Source organism: Acinetobacter sp. neg1 (assembly GCF_000788125.1).
GTDB classification, from domain to species: Bacteria; Pseudomonadota; Gammaproteobacteria; order Pseudomonadales; family Moraxellaceae; genus Acinetobacter; species Acinetobacter vivianii.
In genome coordinates this window covers 67,085-93,120 of the sequence record NZ_JSZD01000014.1, presented here as the reverse complement: position 1 = coordinate 93,120, position 26,036 = coordinate 67,085, and the positions used below count along the sequence as shown (strand labels likewise).

The following is a 26,036-nucleotide window of genomic DNA, read 5'->3' as shown; positions in this document are numbered from 1 at the left end:
TTATGAACCTGTAGGTTCAAAGTCAGACAAGAAACGATATTCTGCGACTTGTATGTTATATATTGGCTTTTCTGTATTTTGTTTTAGGCAGGCGGCAACAGCATTGACGCCATTATTGTCTATGCTTTTCGTCAGGCAACCTTTGTCAGGATCATTGTCGGCTTTAAATAAAGCATCGGCCGTTAATAATCCCTGCATTACCGATACAACATAGACACGCAAGCGAATATTGTTTTCAGTTTTTGCCCCTGTTACCTCTGTACCACGAGATAGGTCTGCAAAAGGTGACGTTGGTGTTAAGGCTCTTTTGATATAAACCTGAGTCACAACCTGTTTACGGCCACTTGAAGTTTTTGCTGAAGCCTCTGTACATGCACCTGCACCAGAACTATTAATATTAAAAGACTGACTATTTAGCCGATAACCCGCTTTACTTAATGCAAATGGATCCGTTCCTGAAAAACAAAATACGAGTTCTGCATCTTTGTTATTTTCGTTTTTAAAGAATCCCACAATGCCATTTGCAGAGGCTAAATTTTGTTGAGTGTTGGGATCTTGAAAATACATCAATGCTGCGTCCGCATTTTGGGCCAGCAGAGTCTGGATCTGATGATTACTCACCAGCTTTAATGAACTCACACTTTGACGTATCGCTAGCGTCCCAATAATCGTAATCATTAATAAAATCATGAGTACAACGATGAGTGTCGCACCACGTTGAGCCTGAATCATGTTCCAGCCCCCCCATTTGTACAGGTTGTAGTCTTACTGCTATCACAACCTTCCGAAACCCAACCCATTGCGTTTCGTAAAGAGATCGTTTGATTCACGACCTGACGTAAATAATTATCCTGATAAGTCGGTGTAAGTTTCACCGAGGTCCCCAAGACCTGAAATGGCTCTTTGTTCCGTTCTTTTATGATCGACTGATTACCCGTTCTATCATCAGAACGAACTAGCACTCCCAATTGAATGGCATGGACATGTGGCCGAACAGCCTGTGTGACTCCATCAATATTTTTTGACGTTGCCTTTAAGGCCATATAGTTTTTAATATCCGCATAGGCCAAGGTACTATTTGCACTATTGAGGTCGCCATCCATATACCCCAAACGCACCTGAAAGAAATCAACATTAGGTAAAATGACCTGACTATCTTCCCAAGCAAGTTTTAAACGATCAGTCGATGTCTTGGCATCCAATGAGGTTTGACTATATTGCGCAGCTTGGCAGCGTAAAGATTTACGTGAATCTTTTACAGTAGAATCAACATAGTAGCGCTGTACCACAAATGTTCCGCTACTCACATCCTTGCCTGAGCAGTCCAACCCACCTTGTGGCGCTTGATAACGGATGAGTAATTGATCATTGGTTAGGCCCGTCACATTGGCATTACCAAAACTGGTGAGCTGATTATTGGCAAAGCAATCTGCACAATTCAGATCAATCTTTTCACCAACATTGTTTGAGGTCAGCAAAATTCCCGCATAACCAATCTGGTCATTAACGGCGGGTACAGGCGAACTCAGATTGGCTTTACGAATATCATCAACAATAAAATTCAAGCCCAAACTGGCATTGTCCTGAATATGTGCCATGGCTTTTTGTAATTTATAGCTGGTAATCCCAGTAATAAACAGTTGAATTGCCGCAGCGACAATCAACAAACCTAAAGTCAGTGAAATCATTAGCTCAATCAATGTAAAGCCTGATTGACTGTTGGTATATGGCTTAAAATCTGCAAGGCTTCTTCCCATTTTAATAAGCCTCCAGAAATAGACAATGTGATCCTGAAACGTAAGCCCCATCTTTTATGCATGAAGCAATTCCAGTATTTCCTGCCAGATTGGTCTCGTCCCAGGCGACATAAATACATTGTCGGTTATTTCCAGTTGGACATTGATCCACAGCGAGATTCATTCCACTATCTTTGGCTTGTAGCGCAGCATTTTGTAAATCTTGTAGCGCGATCTTTTCAGGTTTATCCGCTACATTTGATACTGCTATTTTTGGCACCTCTACTGCTGCAACCTTATATTTCCCTGCTCGGGTCGCCTGTGGATTTGCACGCATTTTCTCTGCCAGATCGCGTGCAATGGTGAGTGCTATCACCTGCTTATTGGCTTCCAGACTGGAATCCACCGCCCGTAACTGCAAAGCAGCAAAACCCAATACGCTGATCGCTAATAAAACCAGCGCGACCAAGACTTCAACCAGTCCAACCCCTTGTTGTTTTATATTCATGGGCAGGCTCCTTCCGTGATAATGGTATCCCCAATGACACCGACCCGAACACAATAAGAAAGACCTTGTCGCTCTAACATAAAGTCTTTTTGTGCAGCAATGCTGCCATTGGTTCTAAAACTGAGACTTGTGGCTGAGGCATTTGTTTGAGACACGCCATTTTCTAAACGGGCAATAAAAATTCGTTGTGTTTCAGTTTTGGGAATCGAAATTGCAGTTGCACAATCATCGATTGATAAAGATGCTAGACATATACCAGTGCTTTGACGGAGTAGAACTGCTTGGCTTCTTGCTTCAGAAACCTTCATCGTCAGTTCACGTACAGAGGACTCTAACTTTTGGCGGTTATACATGGAGGCGAATGAAGGTGCAGCCATTAAAGCGATAATTGCTAAAATAGCGATGGTAATGATCAGTTCAACCATCGTAAATCCCGAGCAAGGTTTGGCCTGTGCACAAGATAAAGCGCGATGCTCCGCGTCGTAATGGGCTTGTTGCATATAGTCCTCCATATGCACAAATCTTTTTGTTGTAACAGCGCTCTCAAGTATTTTAAGTAAGTAAAATCAATTCATTATATAAATGAGAGAAGCACTATTTTTCGTGATTGTTTTCATGTTTAGTTATCAATCTCAACCTAAAATACACGAAAAGCTACCATTAGGGGATAAAAGGTATAGAACAGCAGATAAGTGATAATTTGATCACATTCACTTGTTATTATTGTCAATAATGTTAAATAACATCAAAAATTATTCATAAAAAAAGCAAACCTCTTTGGGTTTGCTTTCTCTAGTTTGCCAATCATCGTTATAAAAAGTTAGCGACCGTCCCAGTTAGTAGTTGCGGATGGAACACAGGCGGTACCACTATTTTTATCAGAACCTTTGGTCCAGCAGCGCTCTCCTCGATGGTTTAAAACGATGTGACCATCCCCTATTTGCGCTCCCGTTGGGGTTGCGGTCAATGTCCATGTGCCAGCAGTAACATTGGATAAAGCCAAGGTATATAACGCTGCGCCACCTGATTCTGGCAGTGTACCCGTATGCCCAACATCAGCAATTGCGATCGGTGTGGTACCATCGGATTTTAAAAATGTAAAATTCGCGATTCTGTAGCGTTGCAAACGTCCGGCAAGCTCAATCATATCTGCCTGTGCATCAACACGTTTGGTTCTCCGAACATATTCTTGATATGAAGGGTAAGCAATCGCAGCTAAAATCCCGATAATGGCCACGACTATCATCAACTCAATTAATGTAAAACCTCTGTTTTGCTTTACCATGTTGACTCAACTCCAGATCCTGAGCAATCTAACGCAATAGTTTTATCCTGTCTTTTACAGCGTAGACCATTACTGTTCAGAACAAAACTCCAATTTTTTGCATCAGCAGCTTGTGCCCGAATGGTCCAGCTTTGCCCATTAACGCCATTCGCAAAGAGTGTTTTTGTCGGATCATCGCCATCTTGCACAGTGATTGTATATTTGATTGCTGCACCTGTTGCACCTGCAGGTAAAACCACCTGATTCGTAGCTGGAGATGCATTGGGCACTATCGAAAAGTTAATATAATTAAAATTACGGCTTTTATGCTTTTCCAGCTCTGTTGCCAGCCGCTGTATTTCTTGCTGAGCTTGAGAGGCCTGAGCTCGGCGGGCATATAACTGGTAACTCGGTATCGCTATTGCCGCCAAAATAGCGACAATAACCACAACAATCATCAGTTCAACTAGAGTAAAACCCTTAGAAGGAGTGAATCTCTTATTTAACATGACTCATTCCTATCTTGAACGTTCATACCAGCGTTGAGGGATTAAACACATTTCACTACTGCCAGAAGAGATAACACCATTATTCGTCATCGCCCCACGGTTCCCTGTTGAAACACAGTAATTTTTATTGTTTTTCCCATCTCCTGGCCCAGGTCCACCATTACCACCTCCGCCACCACACTCTCCTAGGGTCGGATCACAGTCCTTAGCATCATCCACAATGGCAGTGTATTGGATTCCTGCCCCTAATGAACAGCCATCACCAGTACTACACGCAATACCTGAACCGGATACAACCGTCTTATCACATTGGCCATATGGCATACAGAACTGATTTAGGAAGCTTTCGCCTTTGACACCAGCACCACAGTCCCCAGATAAACCGGGTTTACTTCCATCAAATGTCGAGACAAATAGACGATTATTTAAAGCAATTGGTGTGGCAAAAACTTTGGCACTCTGTAGTTTGTTAGATTGGAAACGGTAAAACCATCCCTTCTTGGTATAAGGTGCAACAAGTGTCGTATTGTCATTTCGATTACTTGCTTTGACCTCCCCTAAATTTCCATCGCCTAAGTCTGCTAATGTCACTGTAGTAGTTGAATAGCTATAACCAGAATTATATAAACCACGGGCAGCTACATCTTTATCATAAATATTATAGACAGCATCATAATCATAGCCGGAAGTGCCAACAGTATAATCCTTCAACGGCGTACTTCTGTTACCACTACCAATTGAAACGACTGCAAAAGTACTTCCCGCATAATCATAAATCGAAAAAGCTGGCATCTCATAGAAACGAGGGCTTGTACCCGTAGTTCCTGAAGCTTTGTGTAAATTCAACAATAAGCGAGGTGTCTTAGCAAAACTTGAGGCTGTACTGGCTTTATTGTCTAAATCGATGCGGAATAATTGCCCACCTAAATCACCAAAATATAAATGATCGGCCAAGCCATCCCCATCACGGTCTTCAGTGCGAATTTCACTGACCACACTATATTTCATCTCAGAAACTGGAACTTTGGTTACACCTGTAGATGCTGCTGTAGTATTTGCTCCTGCCCACCAGAGTAGTTTTCCGTTATCGGCATCAAACATATAAACACCGCCACCTTTTTTATTGGCTTGTTCATAGGTATCACTTTCATATCCACCATTAACTATTCGGTTACCGCTTGCATCCAAGCCATCACCCTTCACCCCACCAGCATCATAACCACCACCCACAAACATTACACGCTTACGTTGGTTATTCCATTTAACCCATGCGATTGCTGGCTTTGACCAACTCTCTCCCATATCATCCAGTTCGTTATAAGTAGTCGCAGTTCCATCACTGCTATAAACTTTTTTATCGTCTGGCGAAATATGAAACTTCAATTTAGGGTCATTTATATTTTGCAGATCTAAAGCATAATAGCTTCGCCCCCCCATACGTAAGCCACCATAAACAATTTGTTTACCTTTCTGATTAATTCCTTTACCAGAACCGACGGTTAAGTTACCCGAACCATCTATCACATACTCGGTATAAGCAGTCCAAGGTCCATCAATTCCATAATAAAGATTTGCCATACCACCAGTTGTCGTATCATATTTTTGGAAAGCTTGTTTTTGTTTCTCAATCATTTCATTAGGAACAAAGGAGAACTTCTCTTCACCCGTTTTAGCATCCACAACATGTAATAAGCCTTGTGTCGTACCAAACAGCACATAATCCTCACGATTCTCAGAACCTATGACACCCTTCGTATACGTTACCTTCCCTTTGTTGGTTACCAATAGAGGAGATGAATGCATGACTGCACCAATCTGGCGTAACTCAGGTGCAGCGCTAAGTGAAGTGGTCGTAATTGTATTCGGATTTGCCGCATCAACCCCATAGCCTAAAAGCAACATCAGATAACCACGATTTGCATCATTTCGATAAGTTGCGTCAGTTAAATCAGCACTCGTCACACGTCGTAGACTTGAACCTGTAATGAATGTAGCCGCAGTACCCGTCCCACTTGCAATACGATTGGTTAATAATTTACGGTTTTCGGTTGTTTCGCCTGCGGTGATTTTTAATTTAAGTTGTGACCAAGCTCCTCCTCTGAGTGCAAACTTGGTACTTCCTGGGGTATTTTCATCCGCATCTTTAATTGCTTGTTCAGAGCTGACTGTCTTAGACCATAGATCGTAGTTATCAACGATTCGTCCTGTAGTATCCGTAATTTTATTACCGCTTTTATCTCTTAAAATTCCATTAATAACATTGTACTTTTTCAGGTTTCCTGCCCAAAGTTGATACGGCTTATCAGGTGTAGGCTGGAATTGAGGAAAATAAGCCTGTTTTTGTAGCACAGCTGGGTTCAAGCTATCTTTAGGAACGGTTGGGGATCCCGTCGTTACAGCAGGAATATCTGTGCCGAGCTCGCCCAAGAATGCATTTACACTATCGACAACGTCTTGAGAACTATTACCAGAATACCAGCCACCTTCTCCAAGAATACCCCATTGTGCTGCTCTCTTTACATTGGTATTAATCGTTCCAAGAGCATCAATATTTTGTTGCTGGGTTTTTGCCTTGTCGTAAGAGGGAATACCGTTAAAGTCACTACCAAACCCAACAACTGCTGTTTTAAACTTTAATCCTACTGGATTTTTAGCTGGATCTAGTAAAGCAGCAGAAAGTTTATTTAGACAATCGTAACTTGTATTATCGCAAGTAAAATTTTGGCCATTTAGACCTAATGCGCCTTGCATAAGAGGTAAAGAATCAGAATCCTGAGAAGGTTCACCATCAGTTAAAACATATACACCTTGCCCACTACATTTTTTTATGTCATCTGTTTGTGTGAGTGAAGCAGGCATTTGGTATAAGGTTTTATCAGTATTTTTTGTATCGCTTGCAGAATAAGAAAAGCCTGAGTTACTGTTTGCAATATTTATTACGCCTGTATAGTCATAACAGGTTTGACTTCGATAGCTACTACTTGTCTTTCCACTAATTGTACAACTATAACTATTAATTGAGTCTCCTGAAGGTAAATTGCTTGATGTACTACTCCAAGAATTACATGCAGAATAACTTGCATTCCAAGCTGTACACACCTCAACTTTAGCATTCCAACTAAACAAAGACTTTTGCTCGTAATAACGATAATACGGCATATCAGAAACAGTTCTTTGTCGAGCCTCAGTCGTTTTCCCCATTAGGTAGGCAACGGTTTCAGCATAAGAACGGGCTGTAGGTGTATTGGTCCACGTATCAAACCCAGCAATAGTATCAATCAATACCTGTCTTTGAGTTTTCGTACCAACCATCGCACCTAACTTTCTAGCAGGGACTAATACAGCACCTGAGTTTTGATAGTTTTTATTGCTGTCCACTGCTCCAAGTGTAGATAAACCTAATACTTTATCATCAGTAATACGAATAATACCCTTTGCACTATTTCCATAAAGCAAATCCATCATTCCATCTTTTAGGCGCGTGATCCGATCATAATATTTTGTGCCATTACTTCCCAAGCACCAAGATCTCACATATTTAGGACCACCAGAAATCGGTTGCTCTGTTGCCTGACTACGACCTCGATCCGAAACCCCACTCGGCAAATCACATCCATAGCCACTAGTATTACCATTATATCGGCTCATACTGCCCGAAATATCCAGCATGAACATCAAGGAAATCTCACCCGACTTAGCTTCCTGATAAATATCAATATCGCTGGCTTGAGTAACACTGGTGCTCACCACTCCCGTAAACAACCCTGCAATACTCATGGCGAGTAATTTTTGACGATAAAATGTGGTTTTACGATTCTGTTTCATATTTTTATTCATCTATATTTACCCCCCATTTAAGAGAAATTCTGAGTAATGTTGTATTCACTCACTTGCGTTGTGAAAGGCACATTTAAACTGGTTAGACATTCCGTAACGTTTTTCAAAGGATTATCTTTTACCGCTACTGCATTTTCATCAATTACAGGTGCAGTGGTTCCATCTGGAATAGTGACTTCACTCATATGCGACTGTAAGCATGTATTAAGCTCTGAACGATCAACATTGGTTAAACTTGGCATAAGCGAAACAGCAAAAACTTTGACTAGTTTTGCTTCCTCAATTTGTCCTGTTTTGGGATCGTGCCCTCGTGGACGACCGTAGAAAGGATCATTCTGAGTTACGGTTGAAAACTTTACTGCAACTTGGGTCATGACTGTTTTACGGCCGCTGGTGAACCAGTTCCCACTCGTATCAACCGCATCACAATAACCATCTGATCCCAAACTGTTGTTTGTAGGTTTCTTTGCTCCATCTTCCCAAATCATCAAACTTGCACGATTCAAATCAAAGAAACTGGTCTGATCGCCACGAAAACAAAATACAAGTTCCTTATTCTTATCACTTGCACCGCTGATATAACCAAACATCCCATTGGCACCTAAGCTTTGAATCAGTTGATCTGCCTCTTCGATATTAAAAAAAGATGCATCGGAGTTCTGCATGACCAATTGCGACACCTGACTATTGGTTGCAATATTCAGCCCCACCATACTTTGGCGAATCGCAAGTGTTCCTATCACGGTAATGGCTAATAAAAAGATCAACACAACAATTAAGGTTGCGCCAGTTTGATTCTGCCTCATAGTCCACGCTCCCCAATAACGTTACGTAAAGCAATTGTTTGCGCTACGACCTGTCTTATGTATTTAGGACTATCTGCTTTTGTTTTTTTAACTGTGACCTCTTGATCTAATACCCTAAAAGTCTGGTCATCATTAATACTATTCTCTTTATTAACAGCTTGAGCCGAGCGCGCCAATATACCGATTTGTACCGCTACAATGCGAGGACGTGGAGAAGCTAAAGTCATATAATCATTGAAGGTAATATAGCGTCGGCTAGCTGCGGGTGCTGTCACACTATCATCTTGAATGTTGAGTAGGACCCTAAAATGATCAACCCGTTTCATAATGATTTCACCTGCACCACCATATCCCGTAATAGCCATAGCTGGTAATGGATCTGTAGGGTTGACTGGTTTTGCGGCCTCAACTGGATAATGTCCAGCATCACAAGCTAAAGCTAGAGACTGATTTGGCTCATTCCCATTCTTATTATTGTCGACTCTTAGGAAATAGCGTTGAACGATAACTTGCTGTCCAAATTCACCACCTTTAGCTGGTTGGGTCACAGGAAAATTTAGGGCATTCCCCTCACAATCGTATCCCCCATTCCAGATTGTCCCTGCTGGATTCAGAACATACTGCGGCACATATTGAATCACCAATTGATCACTTAAAACATCAGTACCTTTAATCTGTACATTCGAGGGAGCTATACCACTTGCAGACAGAAATTTAGCTGCGACATTACTTCCTTCAACCTGATGAAAGATATTACTTAATGCCGTACCTTGCGCATCCTTCTGGGCATTTGTTGAAGAGGTTAGAACGATTCCTCCATAAGCCGTCTGATCATTAATCACTGCTTTAAAATTATTTAGATTCGCCAACCGAATATCTTGGGTTAAATAGTTCAAACCGAAATTGGCATTATCCTGTATATCGGCTACCCCCTGTTGCATCGATAAACTTTTTTGACCTGCTAAAAATAACAGGACCGCAGCAGCCGTAATAATCAAACCTAGCGTTAAAGAGAGCATTAATTCAATTAATGTGAAACCTGCTTGTTTTATCATTTTAATAGGTCTCCATAATCACACAGGTTGAGACTGGGTTATAAGCATTCCCATTCGTACAATCTCCTACTCCTGTCCCATCCGTTGCACTTGAATCCCCCCAAGCAACATAAATACATTGACGATTACTGGTATTTTGACAGTCCATAATATTCATGGTCATACCTAAAGAAGCAGCTCTTGTGGCAACCTGTGCGATATCAAAATCAGCTAACTCTTTATCTGTACATACTGTTGTACCAATGCATTCTTTTGCTGATGTTTTCTGTTTCTTAGAATCAGACAGTTCTTCCTGATATACACTAAATGAATTGCGATTGACCCGAATCCGCTCAGCTAAATCCCGAGCAAGCGTTATGGCCTGTACACGAGAAGTACTTTCAGCACTTGCCTCTAATGAGCGATACTGCAATGTCACAAAACCTAATACCCCAATGGCAAGTACTAATAGCGCAACCAAAATTTCAACAAGACCAACACCACGTTGATGATTTAAGCGTTTCATTAACATGCCCCATCTGTTGTTTGCTGAATGGTTCCCATACGTGAAACACTGACAGTTTTTGACTTGTCACCAGAACTTTTATTGCAGATTTCAATACTTGTATCGCTATTTACAGGAATGCATTTTGCAGGTGTACTACCATCTAAAGCACAAACCCCACCCGTCAAATTAAAGTAAACAGAAGTGTTAGAACCAGACTTTAAAACTGCTTTACCCACTGGCATCCAATTGAATTGAGAATCCGTATTTGCACTTGGTGTAGATGTAGAATCTGATTTTAAGGAAACCTCTACTTCTCTTCTTTCCTGTACAGCTTTTGCTCTTGCTTGATTTAAAGTCAGGATTAATTCTTGTGTACTTTTATTAAAGTTCTGGGCCAGCATCATATTGTTAAATACCGGCACAGCCATCATCGCAATCACAGCCAACACCGCAATTGTCACCATCAATTCAATTAAGGTGAATCCCCGAGTTTTCCCCATTTCCCCAGCACCTAATTTTTAAAAATTCACTACTCTATCTTAATTTTTATTTTTACAGAACCAATACAAAGCAGATAAGCAGCAAAAAAAACGGATGGAGTGTCCTCCATCCGTTTCCAGTTCACATTTTTCTAATAAAATTAGGCTTGTATCACCTGTATACGCAACTCTTTTGGTAGACTAAAAGTGATATTTTCCTCACGTCCTTGTAACTCTTTTGGTGGTGTTGCACCCCAATCTTGTAAACGTTGGATCACTTGTTTAATTAAAATTTCAGGTGCAGATGCACCCGCAGTCACACCAATTTTACTATCCGATTTAAACCAGTCTTTTTGCAGTTGATCTGCATTATCGACCAGATAAGCAGATTTACCCATACGCTCAGCCAATTCGCGTAAACGGTTTGAGTTGGAGGAGTTTGGCGAACCGACCACTAACACCACATCACACTGCTCAGCAAGATCACGTACTGCATCCTGACGGTTTTGCGTGGCGTAGCAAATATCATCTTTACGCGGGCCTTGAATTTGTGGAAATTTCGCCCGTAACGCATCAATCACTTTCGCCGTATCATCAATTGAAAGCGTGGTTTGAGTAACAAAAGCCACTTTATCTGGATGATTAACCGTTAAAGCTTCAACATCTTCTTCGTCTTCGACTAGATAGATTGCGCCACCTTTGGTTTTATCATACTGGCCCATTGTGCCTTCAACTTCTGGATGGCCTTCATGCCCAATCAGAATCGCTTCAGTTCCTTCACGTGCATATTTAGTCACTTCGATATGCACTTTGGTGACCAACGGACAGGTTGCATCAAATACTTTTAAACCACGGCGATCAGCTTCTTGCTGTACCGCTTTAGATACACCATGCGCACTAAAAATCACAATAGAATCATCAGGAACCTGATCTAGCTCATCAACAAAAACGGCGCCACGCTGACGTAAGTCATCGACTACAAATTTGTTGTGTACCACTTCATGACGGACATAAATTGGCGGATTAAAACATTCCAATGCCCGATTGACGATTGCTATAGCACGGTCAACACCAGCACAAAAGCCTCGTGGATTGGCCAACACGATTTCCATAACAACCTCTCTGATCAACTGAATTTTTACGCCAAACTATTTCGTTTAATGGCACGCTACACTACAATAGCCAAGATATTTTATCATATTCAGGAAAAATATCATGTCGGGTCTCTTGTTTGTCGTTTCTGCAGCCTCAGGAACGGGCAAAACATCTTTGGTCAAAGCCCTACTCGATCGAGTCAGCAACCTACACGTTTCTGTCTCACATACTACACGCGGTCAGCGTCCTGGTGAACTTGATGGTGTTCACTATCATTTTACCAGTAAAGAAAGTTTTTTAGCACAAGTCGATGAAGGTGGTTTCATCGAATACGCAGAAGTATTTGGAAACTATTACGGTACTTCGCAAGCCAAAGTAAAAGAACAACTCCAGCAAGGTCACGATGTTTTACTTGAAATTGACTGGCAAGGTGCTGAACAGGTTCGTCGACTTTTTCCTGAATCAAAACAGATCTTTATTCTCCCTCCAACCCAGTATGACTTAAGACAGCGCCTATCGAATCGCGGTACAGATTCTGTCGACGTGATCGAGCATCGCTTGAGTTGTGCCGTGGAAGATATGCGTCATTTTGCCAGTTTTGACTATGTCATTATCAATGATGATTTCAACAAGGCAGTGCATGACCTAGAAGCCATTATTACAGCAAACCGTTTGGTGACCTTGCAACAAAGCAACCGCCACCAGCAATTAATTGAAAACTTGATCACCCTTAATCGCGAATAACTTGAGTCTTGTATAAAAGCCTTTTATACTACTCAGTCTTTCAAATGTGATGTTCAGACGAGACAACTTATGGCACGTGTAACCGTTGAAGATTGTTTAGACCATGTAGATAACCGCTTCGAGTTGGTACTGGTAGCGAGTAAACGTGCACGTCAATTGGCACGTCAAGGTATGGAACCAACTGTAGAGTGGGATAATGACAAACCAACAGTGGTTGCATTACGCGAGATCGCAGTGGGTCATGTCACTAAAGAAATTTTAAAACAACGCGACCAAGACTACCAAACATCAAATCTTGATATGGTATTGTCAACAAATTCATTAAACTTAGAAGGTTTCACTTTCTAAATCGAATTTGCTTTGCTGAAAAGCCCATTGTGAAGACACTGGGCTTTTTTGTTTGTTGTAAAATTCAGCGTTATATTGGTAAAAACAATATACTTCATTGAAAAAATTTACGAGTTTTTATAATGAACAAATTGACAAGCTTTGCAATTTGCTTTTCATTAGAAGATAAGCTTATTCATTACTGAATTCATGTTAAAAAGGTGTTATATGCCAGGCGAAGAAGTCAGCCAAGCCAAGCAACAGCTCAAAGTCATCATTGAAGCCTATCTCAAGGATAGCGACGTTCAACGTGTGCTTGCTGCCTGCGATTTTGCTGATTTAGCCCATAGCGGTATTACCCGTAAAAGCGGTGAACCCTATGTATTACACCCGATTGCAGTCAGTTGTATCCTCGCGCATATGCGTCTGGATGCGGATACACTCATGGCAGCTTTACTGCATGACGTAATTGAAGATACTGAATTTACCAAAGATGAAATCGGGCAAAAATATGGTCTGGTGGTTGCCGAGCTGGTCGATGGTGTCACCAAACTTAGCCATTCCAGCGATAAAGAATATAACAAAGCCGCATCATTCCGAAAAATTCTGCAAGCAACGCTACAAGATCCGCGTGTCATTATTATTAAACTGGCAGACCGCTATCATAATATGACCACCTTGGGCGCGCTCCGTCCCGATAAACGCGCGCGTATTGCGCAGGAAACTTTTGATATTTTTGTACCGATGGCACGTCTGGTCGGTATGAATGAAATGGCAGACAACCTTGAACATCTCTGCTATCAAAATCTTGATCTGGATATGTTTAATGATGTGCAAACCGCATTATTAGAAACCAAACCAAAACGTTGTGAATATCAGGCGATCTGGGAACAGAAACTGACTGACCTGTTAAAAAACCATGACTTAAAAGGTCGTATTAAAAAGAAAAATAACAATATCGAATTACTCCGCCACTTTGTTAAAAATGAAATCGACCTGAATGAACTCAGCCATAGCCATGCCTTTGAAATTATTTTACAAAGCATCGCTGACTGTGACCGTTTAGTCGATGCGCTCAAAGATAATTTTCAGGTTTTACAATATAGCGATCATATTCGTCGTCCACTCCCTGGCGGCAACCAGTCCTTAATGATCAAGCTGAAAGGTGAGAAAACCACGCTTTCCTTGACCATTCAAACCGAACTGATGCGTAAAGCTGCGCGTTTCGGAGTAGTCCTTGGGGAAAATGCGCCACAGGCCTGCCGTTCTGCGATTCAAGCGTCTATGCAGAATCTGAATACATTGATCGATAGTGGTTGCGCGAAAACGACGTTTAGCGACTTACTCGATTATTTACACCAAGAAAAAATCTGGGTCTATACCCCACACGGGCAATTACACGAATTACCGCAAGGCGCAACTGTTGTTGATTTTGCCTATTCAGCTAGCCTATTTTTAGGCAACCATGCCGTAGGCGCCAAAGTAGATGGAGAAATCCGTCCTTTATCGACACCGTTGCACAGTGGACAAGTGGTCGAGATCATTACCGATGTCCTTGCGACACCAAATCCGGACTGGCTCAGCTTTATTAACACCCAAAAAGCCCGTCGTGCCTTACAGAACATGCTGCGTGAACAAGATATTGATGAACAACGTCTAGTCGGACAGCAAGCACTGAATCGTGCCTTAAAACTGTTCCAGCGCTCAATCAATGATCTTTCACCAACCGACTGGATCAATGTTCTGGAATGGCGTCATGTCAGCAGTAAAGATACGCTTTTTGAACAAATTGCGGTGGGTGATTTATTACCTCAACTGGTGGCAAATCATTTATTTTCGCAAGACTATTCACAGCATCAGGAAACTTCTGACCGCCTTATCGTGGGTACAGAAGGCGTCGATGTAAAATACGCACATTGTTGTAATCCTGTTTTGGGCGATCCGATTCAAGGGCATTTATCACGACGTGGTTTAATCGTGCATCGCTCACGTTGTCGTAATTTATTGCATGAACAACATCTACATCCAGAAAATATTATGCCGCTCAACTGGCAATCTGAAGAAATTGATGATGTCCGCTTTAGTGCCTACCTATGCATTCATATGGAAATGAATGATGAACAAATTTCCGATCTGATCTATCAATGCCGTAAAGCCAAAACAGGTGTTGAAATGGTTCAATCTCAAGACCATAAAACCTATGTCAACATCGTCGTCAGCAACCGTAATCAGATTGCACAAATCATTCGTGACTTACGTATGCACTTCGGTTTCCCTCGTATCGAACGCCTGAATATGCCAATTGTGCAACCTGAAGTGACTAAAGCCGAAACAGTGAATTAAGCCAACGTTACGGCTGCAACGTAAATCACAAACATGCGACCACAATAAAAGACTCAAGAATAAATTCAAACAACAGCGACTAAACAGTATTCAGCCCTTTCGTGTCTGCGCTTTTGTGTTAAAGTCGCATTGTTTAAGAGGAAACATAGGACTTAGGAGAGCTTAATGTCACGTCAAGTTATTCATACTGAACACGCCCCTGCTGCTATCGGAACATATTCTCAGGCAATTCTTGTTGGCAACACGCTCTATCTATCAGGCCAGATTGGCTTAGATCCGTACAGTATGGAACTTGTAGAAGGAATTGAAGCTCAAATCCGTCGTGTATTTGATAATCTGAAAGCAGTATGTACCGCTGCTGGCGGTAGCTTGGCAGACATTGCCAAACTCAACATCTTTCTGACTGATCTATCGCACTTCCAACTCGTGAATCAGATTATGGGCGAATATTTTGCTCAACCCTACCCAGCACGTGCAGCACTCGGTGTTGCCAGCCTGCCAAAAGGCGCATTGGTCGAAATGGATGGGATTGTGATCATTCCATAAGATATTTTTAACTTATAGTTATCAATAAGATAAAAAATACTCAAAATACCGCCGATAAAGCGGTATTTTTTTATTCAAATTCCCAATAAGCTTATTGTCTGCATTAGAATGAAATTCATTGACAAACGATAATAATTATCAATAATATCAATTATCGCATTTATATTTGTGGATCACTCCCATGTATGTCTGTTTATGTCGTGGAATTACAGATCAGGATATCAAAGACGCTGTTGCAAACGGCGCTGAAAGCTATCGTGAAATCCGTGACCTACTCGACATAGGCACGTGTTGTGGTCGTTGTGCACCTGAAGCACGCGCAATTATTAGTGATGAGCTTGCTGAAATTGCAGCACGCATCTCCATCGCAGCCTGATTTCGTTTAAAAATTACCTCTTAATTTACCGCATCTTTTACGACTCCACCGCTTCTTGCAGAACTTTTAAGTTCCTCATCCAGCGGTTTTTTTATGAAAATCATATTTCTATAATGATGTTACGGAGTTTCAAATACTCCACTTATGATTGTGATTTTCATTTGCCGTTCTATAAATTACTCGCCAGAACATTATTTGTTGATTAATATAAGATAAATTGCCTTAGCTACTAGGGCATCAACACTTGGTGTTTTTGGAGTAAACGCAATGAAAGGCAATCGCGAAGTTATCAACCAACTGAATCAGGTGCTTTACCACCATTTAACCGCCATTAACCAATATTTCTTACACTCTCGTATGTTTAATGATTGGGGTATTGAGCAGTTAGGTTCAGCCGAATACAAAGAATCGATCCGTCAAATGAAACACGCAGATAAAGTCATCGAGCGTATTTTATTTTTGGAAGGTTTACCGAACCTACAGCATTTAGGCAAACTCTACATCGGTCAACACACCGAAGAAGTTCTAAACTGCGATATTCGCAAAGTGAAAGAAAATATCGAAGCAATCAAGCAAGCGGTTGAACTTGCTGAAGCAGAACAAGATTATGTCACCCGTGATTTAGTTCAGGAAATTCTAGAGAAAGAAGAAGAATATTGGGACTGGCTCGATACACAACTTGATCTGGTTGAAAATGTGGGCATTGAAAACTATATTCAAAGCCAGATTTAAAAATACCCCAAATAAAAAAACCAAAGCATTGCTTTGGTTTTTTTATTGCAAAAAGCCTAACTTAAGACTTTTTGACCTGCGCCTTTTTATTTAATTCGATGATGTCTGCCAGACTCACCTTTTGTTTATACAGCTGTCTCAACACAACAAGCTGTTGCTCTGCTTCTTCTAACTTTTGATTGTAAGCCAGCAACTGTGCATACTTCTTCAAGTTGTACGGCGTGGCTTTATTCTTCACCATTTCCCCAAGCAGTCTTAAATCCACCTCAGACATCTCTACCTGTGGCTTTAACGCAATCCAGTCAAGACGTTGCTGGAACTGCATCAAAACTAAAATTTTAGAACTTCCTAGAACTTCTGCTGTCGGTTGTTGGTTTTTAAAGACCAGACGGCTATTGTCCTGATAAAGTTTATAATCACGCCAAATTAGCAATACCACGATAAGTGAGCACACGCCAACAACGCGAATGACATTGTTATTGACCATCACTCCTTTTAACTTCGGAGTCTGCGCCTGAATAAGTCCTAGCAAGAAACCCATTGGCAGCAAGAAATATGCATAGCGTTGTGGAAACTCGAGCATCGCATGAATCAAGATGGCACAGACCATCAAAATCGCAATGATCGAGGTGATATCCTTGGCATTTTTATTGAGCCAGAATAACCATAATGAGATATAGCCAATAATCAACAGCCCCAGAGGCACGCCATTCCAGACCAGTAAATCGAGCAACACATTATGTGCACTGTTATACCAGACTTGTACGGTATTAAATTGAATGCTCTCGACCACCGCTATGCTGGTTTGACTCCAGCCATAGCCAAACCAAGGTTTGTCAGCGATTGCATGTAAGATCTGTACCCACATACCAAGTCGTTCATGTCCTGAACCTGCACGTTGCACAATTGACGCTGTTTGAGTTACACCCGTATCGATACTTGAGCTTAAAAGCTGTGTCAGAACAGGCAATAAGTAACCCGCAATGACAAAGTACAACCCTACCCAAAGCAATAATCTTGGAAAATTAAATCGAGGTGAGTTTTTGTATTGCTTATAAATCCAGTAAAAGAACAGGAAAATACAGACTACCCAAGAGGTTCTTGATTGAGTCAGCGTGATTGCAAATAGTGTGACCAAGCTGGCTGGGATTAATAACCATAAGGTCAGCCTTCTTTTCTCATATAAATATAAGCCACCCATCAAGCCCATAATTAAAAAGGTTGCCAGATTATTCGGTTGTCCAAAGTTGGCATAAGGCCGTCTGGTTTTGAGCGGTATAATTCCATCAATATAAGCTTCGAGATTTAACCACTGTACGATGGCCATGATCGCACTGATGAACGAAATACTCAGCAATAGATAGCTTATGCCCAGCATGATGCGTTCCCGTTGCTCGGCTTGGAGGCTTAGGTTGTATCCTGCAATGATCATTAACCAGAATACAAAAAGATAAGCGGAGCTGAGGAATGCTGTACTGAAATCCGTAATTAGGCCAAAAGCCCACTGGCATAGCGGAATAAGAGCTATACCCAACATCAAGATTTGAGGACGCGGGATTTTTACATTTTTATTGAACAGCAGAGCGAGTAACGCCACGCCGCCGCCAAAGCTCGCCAGTTCACTGGAAAAAGTCACCCAGGGATAGGTATGGATTGGGGATAGCCAGGCAAAACTAAACGAGATGCTGGCAAGTAAAAAGCATAAAAATTGCATAGGTCATACATGAAAAAAGGCCTAGCGAATTATATCGTTAAGCCTTGAGATAGAAATCGAATATTAGATAAAAACTACAATTTACTTCCACGGACGTAAGTCGACAATCTTAACCACTTCGCCCTTTTCTTTGTTAATGAGAACGGTCATGTCTACTGCATTGGCTTTTAGAGGGACAAAGGCAGTTGCTTGTGGATAGTTAGATAACGTCTTTTCCACCAAAGCGTTATCGTTAAATTGGTTTAATACATCCAAATTTTGAGCACGTTGGTGAATCTGGTTTTTCACTTTATCTAATGGGACATAGCGTTCTGGCTTCTGAGCAATCGAAATTCCTCCCAGAACCTCAGCAAACATTTCATCACTGCGGATTTTTTTATCTGTGGCAAATTCAACACCGACAAATTGAGGTTTCAACCAAGAAGGTTGTTGATATTGAGGACTTGCTTGAGCTATCTTTTCGGTAAGAATCTCGTTATTACGCACAAGCTCAAAGCGATCTACATTATAAGCCAACCATGCTGGACGCCCTTGAGCAATGCTATAAACACCATAACCTAGTGCAATGATCTGAATCAGAATAATGATACTCAAGTCCATTTTTAAAGACTTCTTTCCTTCTTTATAAACCAGTAGCCCTAGTAATGGCCCAATAATGACGTCAATCGCTAACATCATTAAAAAGATATGCGTCACTCCAACAGCTTTTGCCAATGGAGATGGATACCAAATAAAAAATACAATCCCAACCACAATTAAAGCAATAAAGAAAGAAATTACTAAGTGACCTAGAAAAAAATTAAGGCGTTTTGACACTAAAATTACCTATCTATTCTCAAACATTAATATTTCTACCTACATTCTGCAGGTGCATATTTTGCAGGTAAAGTGCCCAAATCAGCAGCTAGGCCTTTTGCTGTAGCATTCGTAGCAGACGTAGTCGCACAGGCCCAATCTATTGTTCCATTTGATGTTGCTGTTAATTTAGTTCCACCGATATTCGGTGTTAATACTACCGTCTCTCCCAGTACATCATTTGGCAAACCAACTGCTGTATTACTCGTTAATGTCACAGTAATCACACCATCATTATTAATTTTTATATCATCGACATAACGCGTCTTTTTTTCGCTAGCAGCCCTTGCACTATAATTTGCTGCTGTACTCGCCATTACAGTAGCTCCACCCACAAGAAAGGATTCACTGATCATTGTTTTTGCAGCACTCGCCATCACCAAAGCTTCACTGACTTTTGCACGCGCAGCATGGTATTGATATGCTGGAATTGCAATAGCAGCCAAGACCCCAATAATTGCCACAACAATCATCAGTTCAATAAGGGTAAAACCTTGTGACGATTTATGCATGACCCAACTTCCTAAATATAATTTACTTCTCTAATTCAAGAACCATGCCATAAATTTTATCAATTATAATCAATAACTTAATTAAAATTAAATTTATTACATAACTACAATATAGTCATAATATGACAACTTTTAAAACTATATGTGTAAAAAAAAGAGTGCCTCAGCACTCTTTTTTAAAATTTCTTAAATAGAAATTAACGGCATTCTGATGGAGCAAATTTAGCAGGTAATGCATCAGCGCCCGCATTTCCAGCCATACCACGTGCTGTTGCTTGAGCATCAGTTGAAGTTGCACATGCCCACTGTACTGAACCTTCTAAACCATCCGCCAATGCAGTAGCTGTACCAGAAACGTCAATATAAGGTTTCATTACAACAACTTTCTGACGAGCATCAGTTGGTAAGCTATCATCAGCTGTAGTTTTAAGTGTAAGAATACCTGTAGCAGTAGCCGCAGTGATTGATTCTAAATATTTACTTACAGGTGCAGCACTTGTACCTTTAGTAACGGCTGTAGCTGCTGAATTTACGCCAACCATACCATTAGTTTGAAAGCCTTCCGAAATAGCAGATTTAGCAGCAGCGCCCGCAGCAATCACTTCTGATACTTTCGCACGCACTGTATAGTCTTGATAAGCAGGAATTGCAACTGCCGCCAAAATACCAATGATCGCTACAACGATCATCAATTCGATAAGAGTAAAACCCTTTTGCATTGATTTCATAACATTTCTCCAATGGATATTTTTATAAGCTTTTTTCAGCTACTTAGTATTTAGCATGTTTTATGCCAGTCCTTAGCTTAGCCAATTTTACTCTAAAAAAACAGGGACTTAAAAAATTTTCATATTGGATAAAAGCAGAGCAATTTAGACATTTTAAGAAAAAAAATGACAAATAACGTCATCTTTACTGCTTTATTATTCATTTTTTTAGATATCAAATTTGACTATTTTCTAATTGTATTTAAATTGAGCGACCTAAATCACACAAAATTTATTTTAATTATTTTTTATTTTTTCTTGCCGTTTATCGGAAGCTGGTAGCAAAGCTTGCGATTTAGAAATTTATATATACAGAATTGTCTGCACAATAATTTATTTTTTCTAAAATAACAAGCCTGATTTTTGATGAGAAATTAAAAACCGAACTTAATTTAAAATAATCGGTTCGTTTGGCAGTTCATTTTGATCATTCAGGTCTGACTTTACATAATACTGATCTAAAATCTGTCCAATTTCAGTAACACCATTGGTCACGGCTTGCAGATATTGCTTCTGAGCCAGCAATAACACAATACTTTGGCAAATCCCGTTCCAGATTTCAGTTTGGGTGGCATTCTTTAAGCCACGATCAATCACGATTTCAACTTTACGTTCGCACAAGTTCAAATACAGCAATACGCCGCTATTCAGCTCAGTATCCCAAACACCTAGTTCAGCAAATAGTTGCTGCGCCCGTAAGCGGGTATTTTGGTGATAGGCTTGCGAACATGGGATATGTCCTTCGATCACCATCTGTATTTCTCCTACATGGCCCTTTTCCGCCTGCTGTACCGCTTTAGCAATCTCGGTTCGGTCCTGCTTGCTAAAATAACGATGCGCCGAGGAGACATAGAGGAAATGCTTAAACCAACGTTTCAAACTTGGTTGCACATGATCATCCAGTTTAGGCTGGGTAATAATCTGTGTTGTATCTGTCTTGGTTACCATGAGCCTGATGCTCCTCCCCCGCCAAAGCTACCACCGCCGCCACTATAGCCACCGCCGCTGCCGCCAAAACCTCCACCACCACCGCCTCCGCGGCCGCCACCTGACAAGAACATCTGGAAAATCAGTTGCGCGAGTGAAGTAATCAATAAAAAGAAGATCCCGACACCAAGTAACAAGCTCATCACCAGACCAGCACCATTCACAAGGCCAGCGACTGTTGCTGCCACGGCAGCTGTTGAAGCACTTAAACGATTACCGACAATAAACGACCCGACCACACCTGCAATCAGAATAAATAAAGCCATGGTGAGGGTATTGTCTTTGGCTTGTTGCGCATGTAAGGCCTGCTCATGACGGTCTTTTAACTCTTGAGCGGCTTGTTGGGCAATCTCAGGGTCTAAATTCACAATACGGGTGATTTCATCTAGACCTGCTGAAATCCCCTGTGCGTATTGCCCTTGCTTAAAATAAGGCGTGATCTGATTTCGAATAATTCGGCTCAGCACCAGATCTGGCAGTACACCTTCCAGACCATAACCAGTTAAGATCTGGATATTACGGTCATTTACCGCAATCGCCATCAGCAAACCATTATCACGCTTGGCTGAACCCAGTTGCCATTTTTCTCCAGCACGGAGCGCAAAATCAAAGATCGCTTCTTGTCCCGTGGTCGGCACGATAATCACACCGACTTGGGCCTTCCCTTGCTGATAAAGACTCAGGATTTTCTGATTGAGCTGCTGCATTTCAGCATCACTCAATATCTTAGCCTGATCAATAACGGGCTGATTTAAGCTCGGCAATCCACGTATGGATTCACCTTCAGCCATATCATCAGCAACTTTAGGCAATACAGGTGTTTCATTATTCGATGTACTCGAAGGCGCGGGCTTATTCTTTTGCTGTTCCTGAATAATTTTGCCTGCAACCACCAGATCACTTTGATCCGTTGCGGTTGCAACCTCGGCCCAGACCGTATGTTGAAAACAAAGTGTCGCAAAAACGAGTAACAAGGCAGGCAAAAGCTGCTGTTTTAATTTTTGCTGTAACGCCTCTAACATACGGTCACTCCCCACCATTTAAAAACAATTTCAGAACTTAGTTAAATGAAACTGTTGGTGCTTGTTGAGCAGACTGTTCCGCCTTGAAGTTTTCTTTGGTTTTCATGCCAATCACTTTAGCTGTCAAGGCTTGAGGGAATTGACGTACATAGCCGTTATAGTCCTGAACGGTTGTAATATAACGGTTACGGGCAACCGCAATACGGTTTTCAGTGCCTTCTAACTGAGCTTGCAGGTCACGGAACTGCTCATTGGCTTTCAGATCAGGATAATTCTCTGAAACGGCGATCAAACGCGACAATGCACCCGTCAATTGGCTTTGTGCCTGTTGATATTTCTCAAATAATGCAGGATCTTCCAGCACTTCTTTATCGACTTTCAAGCCTGCAACATTAGAACGTGCCTGAGTCACCTCAGTCAGCACTTGTTCTTCATGTTTGGCATAACCTTTCACGACATTGACCAGATTCGGCACAAGGTCAGCACGGCGTTGATACTGGTTCTGTACTTCAGACCAAGATGCACTTACCGCCTCATCTTTCACTTGCAAAGTGTTATAACCACAACCTGTGAACAGGAGTGTGCTTGCCAATACGGTTGCGAGTGCTGTTTGCTTAATTGCTTTCATAAAAATTTATCCTCAGGTTTTTCTTTATATTTTTGCGATAGTTCATTGTAATGTGATTTTTTTGCTGGCTGTGTAACATTTATTAAAGTTGATTTATAACTGTTTAAATAAAAAAGGCATTACTCAACGATATTGATGTAACGCCATGCTAAGCAAACTTTATTTTTAAATGCGGCGATTAACTATACAGTTGAGAGGCCGTCCCCTCCTGAAAACTCACCATCCCATATTCATCCGCCATACGCGCTTTCCAGTAATTGACCAATTGCGTGTAATCATGTTTTGCAGGATGAAAATCGGCTTGATAGTAGGACAAATACTCTGGAATCAATTGAATAAACATTTTCGCCAATAAGTAAGTGCCAAACAGATTGCCACCCAGCTTTGGCAAGCTTTTCCATTTGTCCTGCCAGATGAGCCGTGAAGTCGCATAAAAAGTGAGGCTGGCAAAGCCTGTGGTCACACTACGCATCAGTAAACGACGGATACGGTCATCACCATAGACTTCCTGATAGACATCAAAAGCCACGGAACGATGCTCAATTTCTTCAATGGCATGCCATACCCACAATTTCATGGCATCATCATCCAGCGTACTTAAAATTTCTGGATGTTTCAGAATATAGCCACCTAACATTGCAGTGAAATGTTCAAAAGCACAGGTCAAAGCCAACTGTAATTTAGGATGAATATTACGCAGCAAATCATCCCGTTTCGCCAGCCATGCCTGAAAACGGTCTAAATTATAATCATCCCTACGCCATGCATCATTAAACTCGGTATGCGCTTTGGAATGCATCGCTTCTTGCCCAATAAAGGCCGCAATTTGCGCCTGTAATTGTGGATCTTTGACTTTGTCACGAACATTACGGACACTATTCACAAAATACTGTTCGCCAATCGGGAAGGTCGAAGAAAGTGCAGTCAGCAGATGTGACATGACAGGTGAGTTGGCAAAATAATGGCGTTTGATTTTTTCTGGATTAAATTGCAAACGGCGCACGGTAATCCCCAACGCTTTGGGGCGATTTAAATAGCTTTTTTCTACATTCGCATTTGCAAGGGCCATCGTGATTACCTTGTTCATTTTATAGTCCGTCTTCGAGTATTGCGCTGTACAAACATCTAGGACAGGGCAAAAAAGCTTAGAAGATTTGCCAAAACTACCAAAATGACAAGATGAAAAAATAAAGCCTGCATTGAGCAGGCTTTATTTCTATAGAATCTATCTTGTGTTGATTAAACGCCAAGATAATCCAGAATACCTTCAGCAGCTTGACGGCCTTCCCAGATTGCAGTCACAACCAGATCAGAACCACGTACCATATCACCACCCGCAAAGATTTTTGGATTCGAAGTCTGGAACTTGAACTCTTGTTGTTCCGCAGCAACAACGCGGCCTGAACCATCGAGGCTCACATTTGCACCACCAAACCAATCTGCTGGGCTAGGACGGAAACCGAAGGCAAGCAATACCGCATCTGCTGGCAAGATTTCCTCTGAACCAGGAACAGGCTCAGGGCTACGGCGACCACGGCTATCAGGCTCACCCATTTGGGTAGTCACCACTTTAACACCTGTCACTTTGCCATTCTCACCCACAATCTCGATTGGCTGACGGTTGAACAGGAATTTAACACCCTCTTCATAGGCATTTTTTACTTCGCGCGCAGAACCCGGCATGTTGCTTTCGTCACGACGGTAAGCACAGGTTACATCATGCGCACCTTGACGCAATGAAGTACGGTTACAGTCCATCGCGGTATCACCACCACCCAATACGATGACTTTCTTGCCATCGACACTGATGTATTCGCTTGGATCTTTTTCCCAGCCTTGGCAACGGTTGACATTGGCAATCAGGAAGTCCAATGCATCGTAAACACCATTCAGGTCTTCACCCGGGAAACCACCTTTCATATAGGTATAGGTTCCCATGCCCATGAACACGGCATCGTATTCAGCAAGCAATTGTTCAATGGTGACGTCCACGCCAATCTCGGTATTTAAGCGGAACTCAATGCCCATACCAGTAAAGATTTCGCGACGACGTTTCATCACATCTTTTTCCATTTTAAATTCTGGAATACCGAATGTGAGCAAACCACCAATTTCAGGGCGTTTATCAAATACGACTGGCTTTACGCCACCACGTGCCAAAATATCCGCACAACCTAAGCCCGCTGGGCCTGCACCAATAATCGCAACTTTTTTATTGGTCCACTTTACGCCAGACATGTCTGGACGCCAGCCCAAAGCGAAAGCAGTATCATTGATATATTTTTCAGCATTACCAATGGTCACTGCACCAAAACCATCATTTAAGGTACAAGCACCTTCACACAAACGGTCTTGCGGGCACACACGACCACAAACTTCTGGCAAGGTGTTGGTTTGGTGGCAAAGTTCAGCGGCTTGGAAAATCTGACCTTCTGCAATCAGTTTTAACCAGTTTGGAATGTAGTTATGTACTGGACATTTCCATTCACAATACGGGTTACCACAGCCTAAACAACGGTGGGTCTGATTCGCAGCCACTTCCGCAGTAAAAGGTTTATAAATTTCCACAAACTCTGCCTTGCGGACAGTAATATCTTTTTTCTCTGGATCTTGGCGTGCTACATCCAGAAATTGAAAGTCATTATTAAGGCGCTCTGCCATGTCTCTCTCCGTGGGTAGGCGCATCGATGTCCCTCATCTCTGCACC

27 protein-coding genes are annotated in these 26,036 nt (G+C 41.6%); 6 read left to right on the top strand and 21 right to left on the bottom strand.

Going from position 1 to position 26,036, the window contains the following annotated elements; translation table 11 throughout:
- The 12 genes from PJ15_RS10010 to ispH all read right to left on the bottom strand — a co-directional run bounded on the left by PJ15_RS10010 (nucleotide 1) and on the right by ispH (nucleotide 11,793).
- The gene (locus tag PJ15_RS10010) at nucleotides 1-732 is read right to left on the bottom strand and encodes a PilX N-terminal domain-containing pilus assembly protein (RefSeq protein WP_005259943.1); all 732 of its coding nucleotides are present in this window, start codon (nucleotides 730-732) and stop codon (nucleotides 1-3) included.
- The gene (locus PJ15_RS10005) at nucleotides 729-1,757 is read right to left on the bottom strand and encodes a PilW family protein (RefSeq protein ID WP_005259945.1); all 1,029 of its coding nucleotides are present in this window, start codon (nucleotides 1,755-1,757) and stop codon (nucleotides 729-731) included. The genes PJ15_RS10010 and PJ15_RS10005 overlap by 4 nt, the downstream gene beginning before the upstream one ends.
- A 1-nt stretch (nucleotide 1,758) precedes the next feature.
- Nucleotides 1,759-2,244 carry a type IV pilus modification protein PilV gene (gene pilV / locus PJ15_RS10000; protein ID WP_005259948.1) on the bottom strand — a complete coding sequence of 162 codons (486 nt, stop codon included), beginning with the start codon at nucleotides 2,242-2,244 and terminating at the stop codon, nucleotides 1,759-1,761.
- Nucleotides 2,241-2,744 (bottom strand): GspH/FimT family protein, encoded by a 504-nt coding sequence (locus PJ15_RS09995; RefSeq protein ID WP_005259950.1) that lies wholly within the window; start codon nucleotides 2,742-2,744, stop codon nucleotides 2,241-2,243. Before PJ15_RS09995 ends, pilV (PJ15_RS10000) begins: the two co-directional genes overlap by 4 nt.
- Before the next feature lie 320 nt (nucleotides 2,745-3,064).
- Nucleotides 3,065-3,529, bottom strand: a complete 465-nt coding sequence (locus PJ15_RS09990; RefSeq protein WP_005259952.1) for a type IV pilin protein — start codon at nucleotides 3,527-3,529, stop codon at nucleotides 3,065-3,067.
- The gene (locus PJ15_RS09985; protein ID WP_005259954.1) at nucleotides 3,523-4,017 is read right to left on the bottom strand and encodes a type IV pilin protein; all 495 of its coding nucleotides are present in this window, start codon (nucleotides 4,015-4,017) and stop codon (nucleotides 3,523-3,525) included. Before PJ15_RS09985 ends, PJ15_RS09990 begins: the two co-directional genes overlap by 7 nt.
- Before the next feature lie 9 nt (nucleotides 4,018-4,026).
- Nucleotides 4,027-7,854, bottom strand: coding sequence for a pilus assembly protein (locus PJ15_RS09980; RefSeq protein ID WP_005259956.1), 3,828 nt, complete (start codon nucleotides 7,852-7,854; stop codon nucleotides 4,027-4,029).
- Nucleotides 7,855-7,871: 17 nt separating this feature from the next.
- Entirely contained in the window at nucleotides 7,872-8,660 is a 789-nt protein-coding gene (locus tag PJ15_RS09975) for a pilus assembly PilX N-terminal domain-containing protein (protein WP_005259958.1), read from the bottom strand.
- A complete protein-coding gene (locus tag PJ15_RS09970) occupies nucleotides 8,657-9,715 on the bottom strand; it encodes a PilW family protein (RefSeq protein ID WP_005259959.1) in 1,059 nt (352 codons plus the stop codon). Before PJ15_RS09970 ends, PJ15_RS09975 begins: the two co-directional genes overlap by 4 nt.
- Nucleotide 9,716: 1 nt before the next feature.
- Complete coding sequence (gene pilV / locus PJ15_RS09965) at nucleotides 9,717-10,220, bottom strand: type IV pilus modification protein PilV (protein WP_005259961.1); 504 nt, start codon at nucleotides 10,218-10,220, stop codon at nucleotides 9,717-9,719.
- Nucleotides 10,220-10,702 carry a Tfp pilus assembly protein FimT/FimU gene (locus tag PJ15_RS09960; RefSeq protein WP_005259963.1) on the bottom strand — a complete coding sequence of 161 codons (483 nt, stop codon included), beginning with the start codon at nucleotides 10,700-10,702 and terminating at the stop codon, nucleotides 10,220-10,222. Before PJ15_RS09960 ends, pilV (PJ15_RS09965) begins: the two co-directional genes overlap by 1 nt.
- A 140-nt stretch (nucleotides 10,703-10,842) precedes the next feature.
- Entirely contained in the window at nucleotides 10,843-11,793 is a 951-nt protein-coding gene (gene ispH, locus PJ15_RS09955; RefSeq protein ID WP_005259965.1) for a 4-hydroxy-3-methylbut-2-enyl diphosphate reductase, read from the bottom strand.
- Nucleotides 11,794-11,896: 103 nt separating this feature from the next.
- Between ispH and gmk the strand changes: the two genes are divergently transcribed.
- The 6 genes from gmk to bfr all read left to right on the top strand — a co-directional run bounded on the left by gmk (nucleotide 11,897) and on the right by bfr (nucleotide 16,844).
- Entirely contained in the window at nucleotides 11,897-12,520 is a 624-nt protein-coding gene (gmk, locus tag PJ15_RS09950; protein WP_004776023.1) for a guanylate kinase, read from the top strand.
- Between the two features lie 69 nt (nucleotides 12,521-12,589).
- Complete coding sequence (gene rpoZ, locus PJ15_RS09945) at nucleotides 12,590-12,868, top strand: DNA-directed RNA polymerase subunit omega (RefSeq protein ID WP_004657467.1); 279 nt, start codon at nucleotides 12,590-12,592, stop codon at nucleotides 12,866-12,868.
- A 207-nt stretch (nucleotides 12,869-13,075) separates the two neighbouring features.
- The gene (locus PJ15_RS09940) at nucleotides 13,076-15,190 is read left to right on the top strand and encodes a RelA/SpoT family protein (protein WP_004776025.1); all 2,115 of its coding nucleotides are present in this window, start codon (nucleotides 13,076-13,078) and stop codon (nucleotides 15,188-15,190) included.
- A gap of 165 nt (nucleotides 15,191-15,355) precedes the next feature.
- The gene (locus tag PJ15_RS09935) at nucleotides 15,356-15,736 is read left to right on the top strand and encodes a RidA family protein (RefSeq protein ID WP_004657462.1); all 381 of its coding nucleotides are present in this window, start codon (nucleotides 15,356-15,358) and stop codon (nucleotides 15,734-15,736) included.
- 181 nt (nucleotides 15,737-15,917) lie between these two features.
- The gene (locus PJ15_RS09930) at nucleotides 15,918-16,112 is read left to right on the top strand and encodes a bacterioferritin-associated ferredoxin (RefSeq protein WP_047430351.1); all 195 of its coding nucleotides are present in this window, start codon (nucleotides 15,918-15,920) and stop codon (nucleotides 16,110-16,112) included.
- A gap of 267 nt (nucleotides 16,113-16,379) precedes the next feature.
- Nucleotides 16,380-16,844, top strand: coding sequence for a heteropolymeric bacterioferritin subunit Bfr (bfr, locus tag PJ15_RS09925; protein ID WP_004657459.1), 465 nt, complete (start codon nucleotides 16,380-16,382; stop codon nucleotides 16,842-16,844).
- A 61-nt stretch (nucleotides 16,845-16,905) separates the two neighbouring features.
- On the opposite strand, the gene PJ15_RS09920 is transcribed toward bfr, so the two are convergent.
- The 9 genes from PJ15_RS09920 to PJ15_RS09880 all read right to left on the bottom strand — a co-directional run bounded on the left by PJ15_RS09920 (nucleotide 16,906) and on the right by PJ15_RS09880 (nucleotide 25,990).
- Nucleotides 16,906-18,558 carry a PglL family O-oligosaccharyltransferase gene (locus tag PJ15_RS09920; protein ID WP_047430347.1) on the bottom strand — a complete coding sequence of 551 codons (1,653 nt, stop codon included), beginning with the start codon at nucleotides 18,556-18,558 and terminating at the stop codon, nucleotides 16,906-16,908.
- A gap of 81 nt (nucleotides 18,559-18,639) precedes the next feature.
- Entirely contained in the window at nucleotides 18,640-19,374 is a 735-nt protein-coding gene (gene tfpZ, locus PJ15_RS09915) for a TfpX/TfpZ family type IV pilin accessory protein (protein WP_047430344.1), read from the bottom strand.
- A gap of 35 nt (nucleotides 19,375-19,409) precedes the next feature.
- The gene (locus tag PJ15_RS09910; RefSeq protein ID WP_047430341.1) at nucleotides 19,410-19,925 is read right to left on the bottom strand and encodes a pilin; all 516 of its coding nucleotides are present in this window, start codon (nucleotides 19,923-19,925) and stop codon (nucleotides 19,410-19,412) included.
- A 197-nt stretch (nucleotides 19,926-20,122) separates the two neighbouring features.
- Nucleotides 20,123-20,644, bottom strand: coding sequence for a pilin (locus PJ15_RS09905; RefSeq protein ID WP_406935475.1), 522 nt, complete (start codon nucleotides 20,642-20,644; stop codon nucleotides 20,123-20,125).
- A gap of 435 nt (nucleotides 20,645-21,079) precedes the next feature.
- Nucleotides 21,080-21,640 (bottom strand): TPM domain-containing protein, encoded by a 561-nt coding sequence (locus PJ15_RS09900; protein WP_047430335.1) that lies wholly within the window; start codon nucleotides 21,638-21,640, stop codon nucleotides 21,080-21,082.
- Nucleotides 21,634-22,701 (bottom strand): TPM domain-containing protein, encoded by a 1,068-nt coding sequence (locus tag PJ15_RS09895; RefSeq protein ID WP_047430332.1) that lies wholly within the window; start codon nucleotides 22,699-22,701, stop codon nucleotides 21,634-21,636. Before PJ15_RS09895 ends, PJ15_RS09900 begins: the two co-directional genes overlap by 7 nt.
- Before the next feature lie 37 nt (nucleotides 22,702-22,738).
- On the bottom strand, nucleotides 22,739-23,329 hold the full coding sequence (locus PJ15_RS09890; RefSeq protein WP_004776042.1) for a LemA family protein: 591 nt from the start codon (nucleotides 23,327-23,329) through the stop codon (nucleotides 22,739-22,741).
- A gap of 178 nt (nucleotides 23,330-23,507) precedes the next feature.
- Nucleotides 23,508-24,398 (bottom strand): metal-dependent hydrolase, encoded by an 891-nt coding sequence (locus tag PJ15_RS09885; protein WP_047430330.1) that lies wholly within the window; start codon nucleotides 24,396-24,398, stop codon nucleotides 23,508-23,510.
- 170 nt (nucleotides 24,399-24,568) lie between these two features.
- The gene (locus PJ15_RS09880; protein WP_004776047.1) at nucleotides 24,569-25,990 is read right to left on the bottom strand and encodes an FAD-dependent oxidoreductase; all 1,422 of its coding nucleotides are present in this window, start codon (nucleotides 25,988-25,990) and stop codon (nucleotides 24,569-24,571) included.
- Between the last annotated feature and the right edge of the window lie 46 nt (nucleotides 25,991-26,036).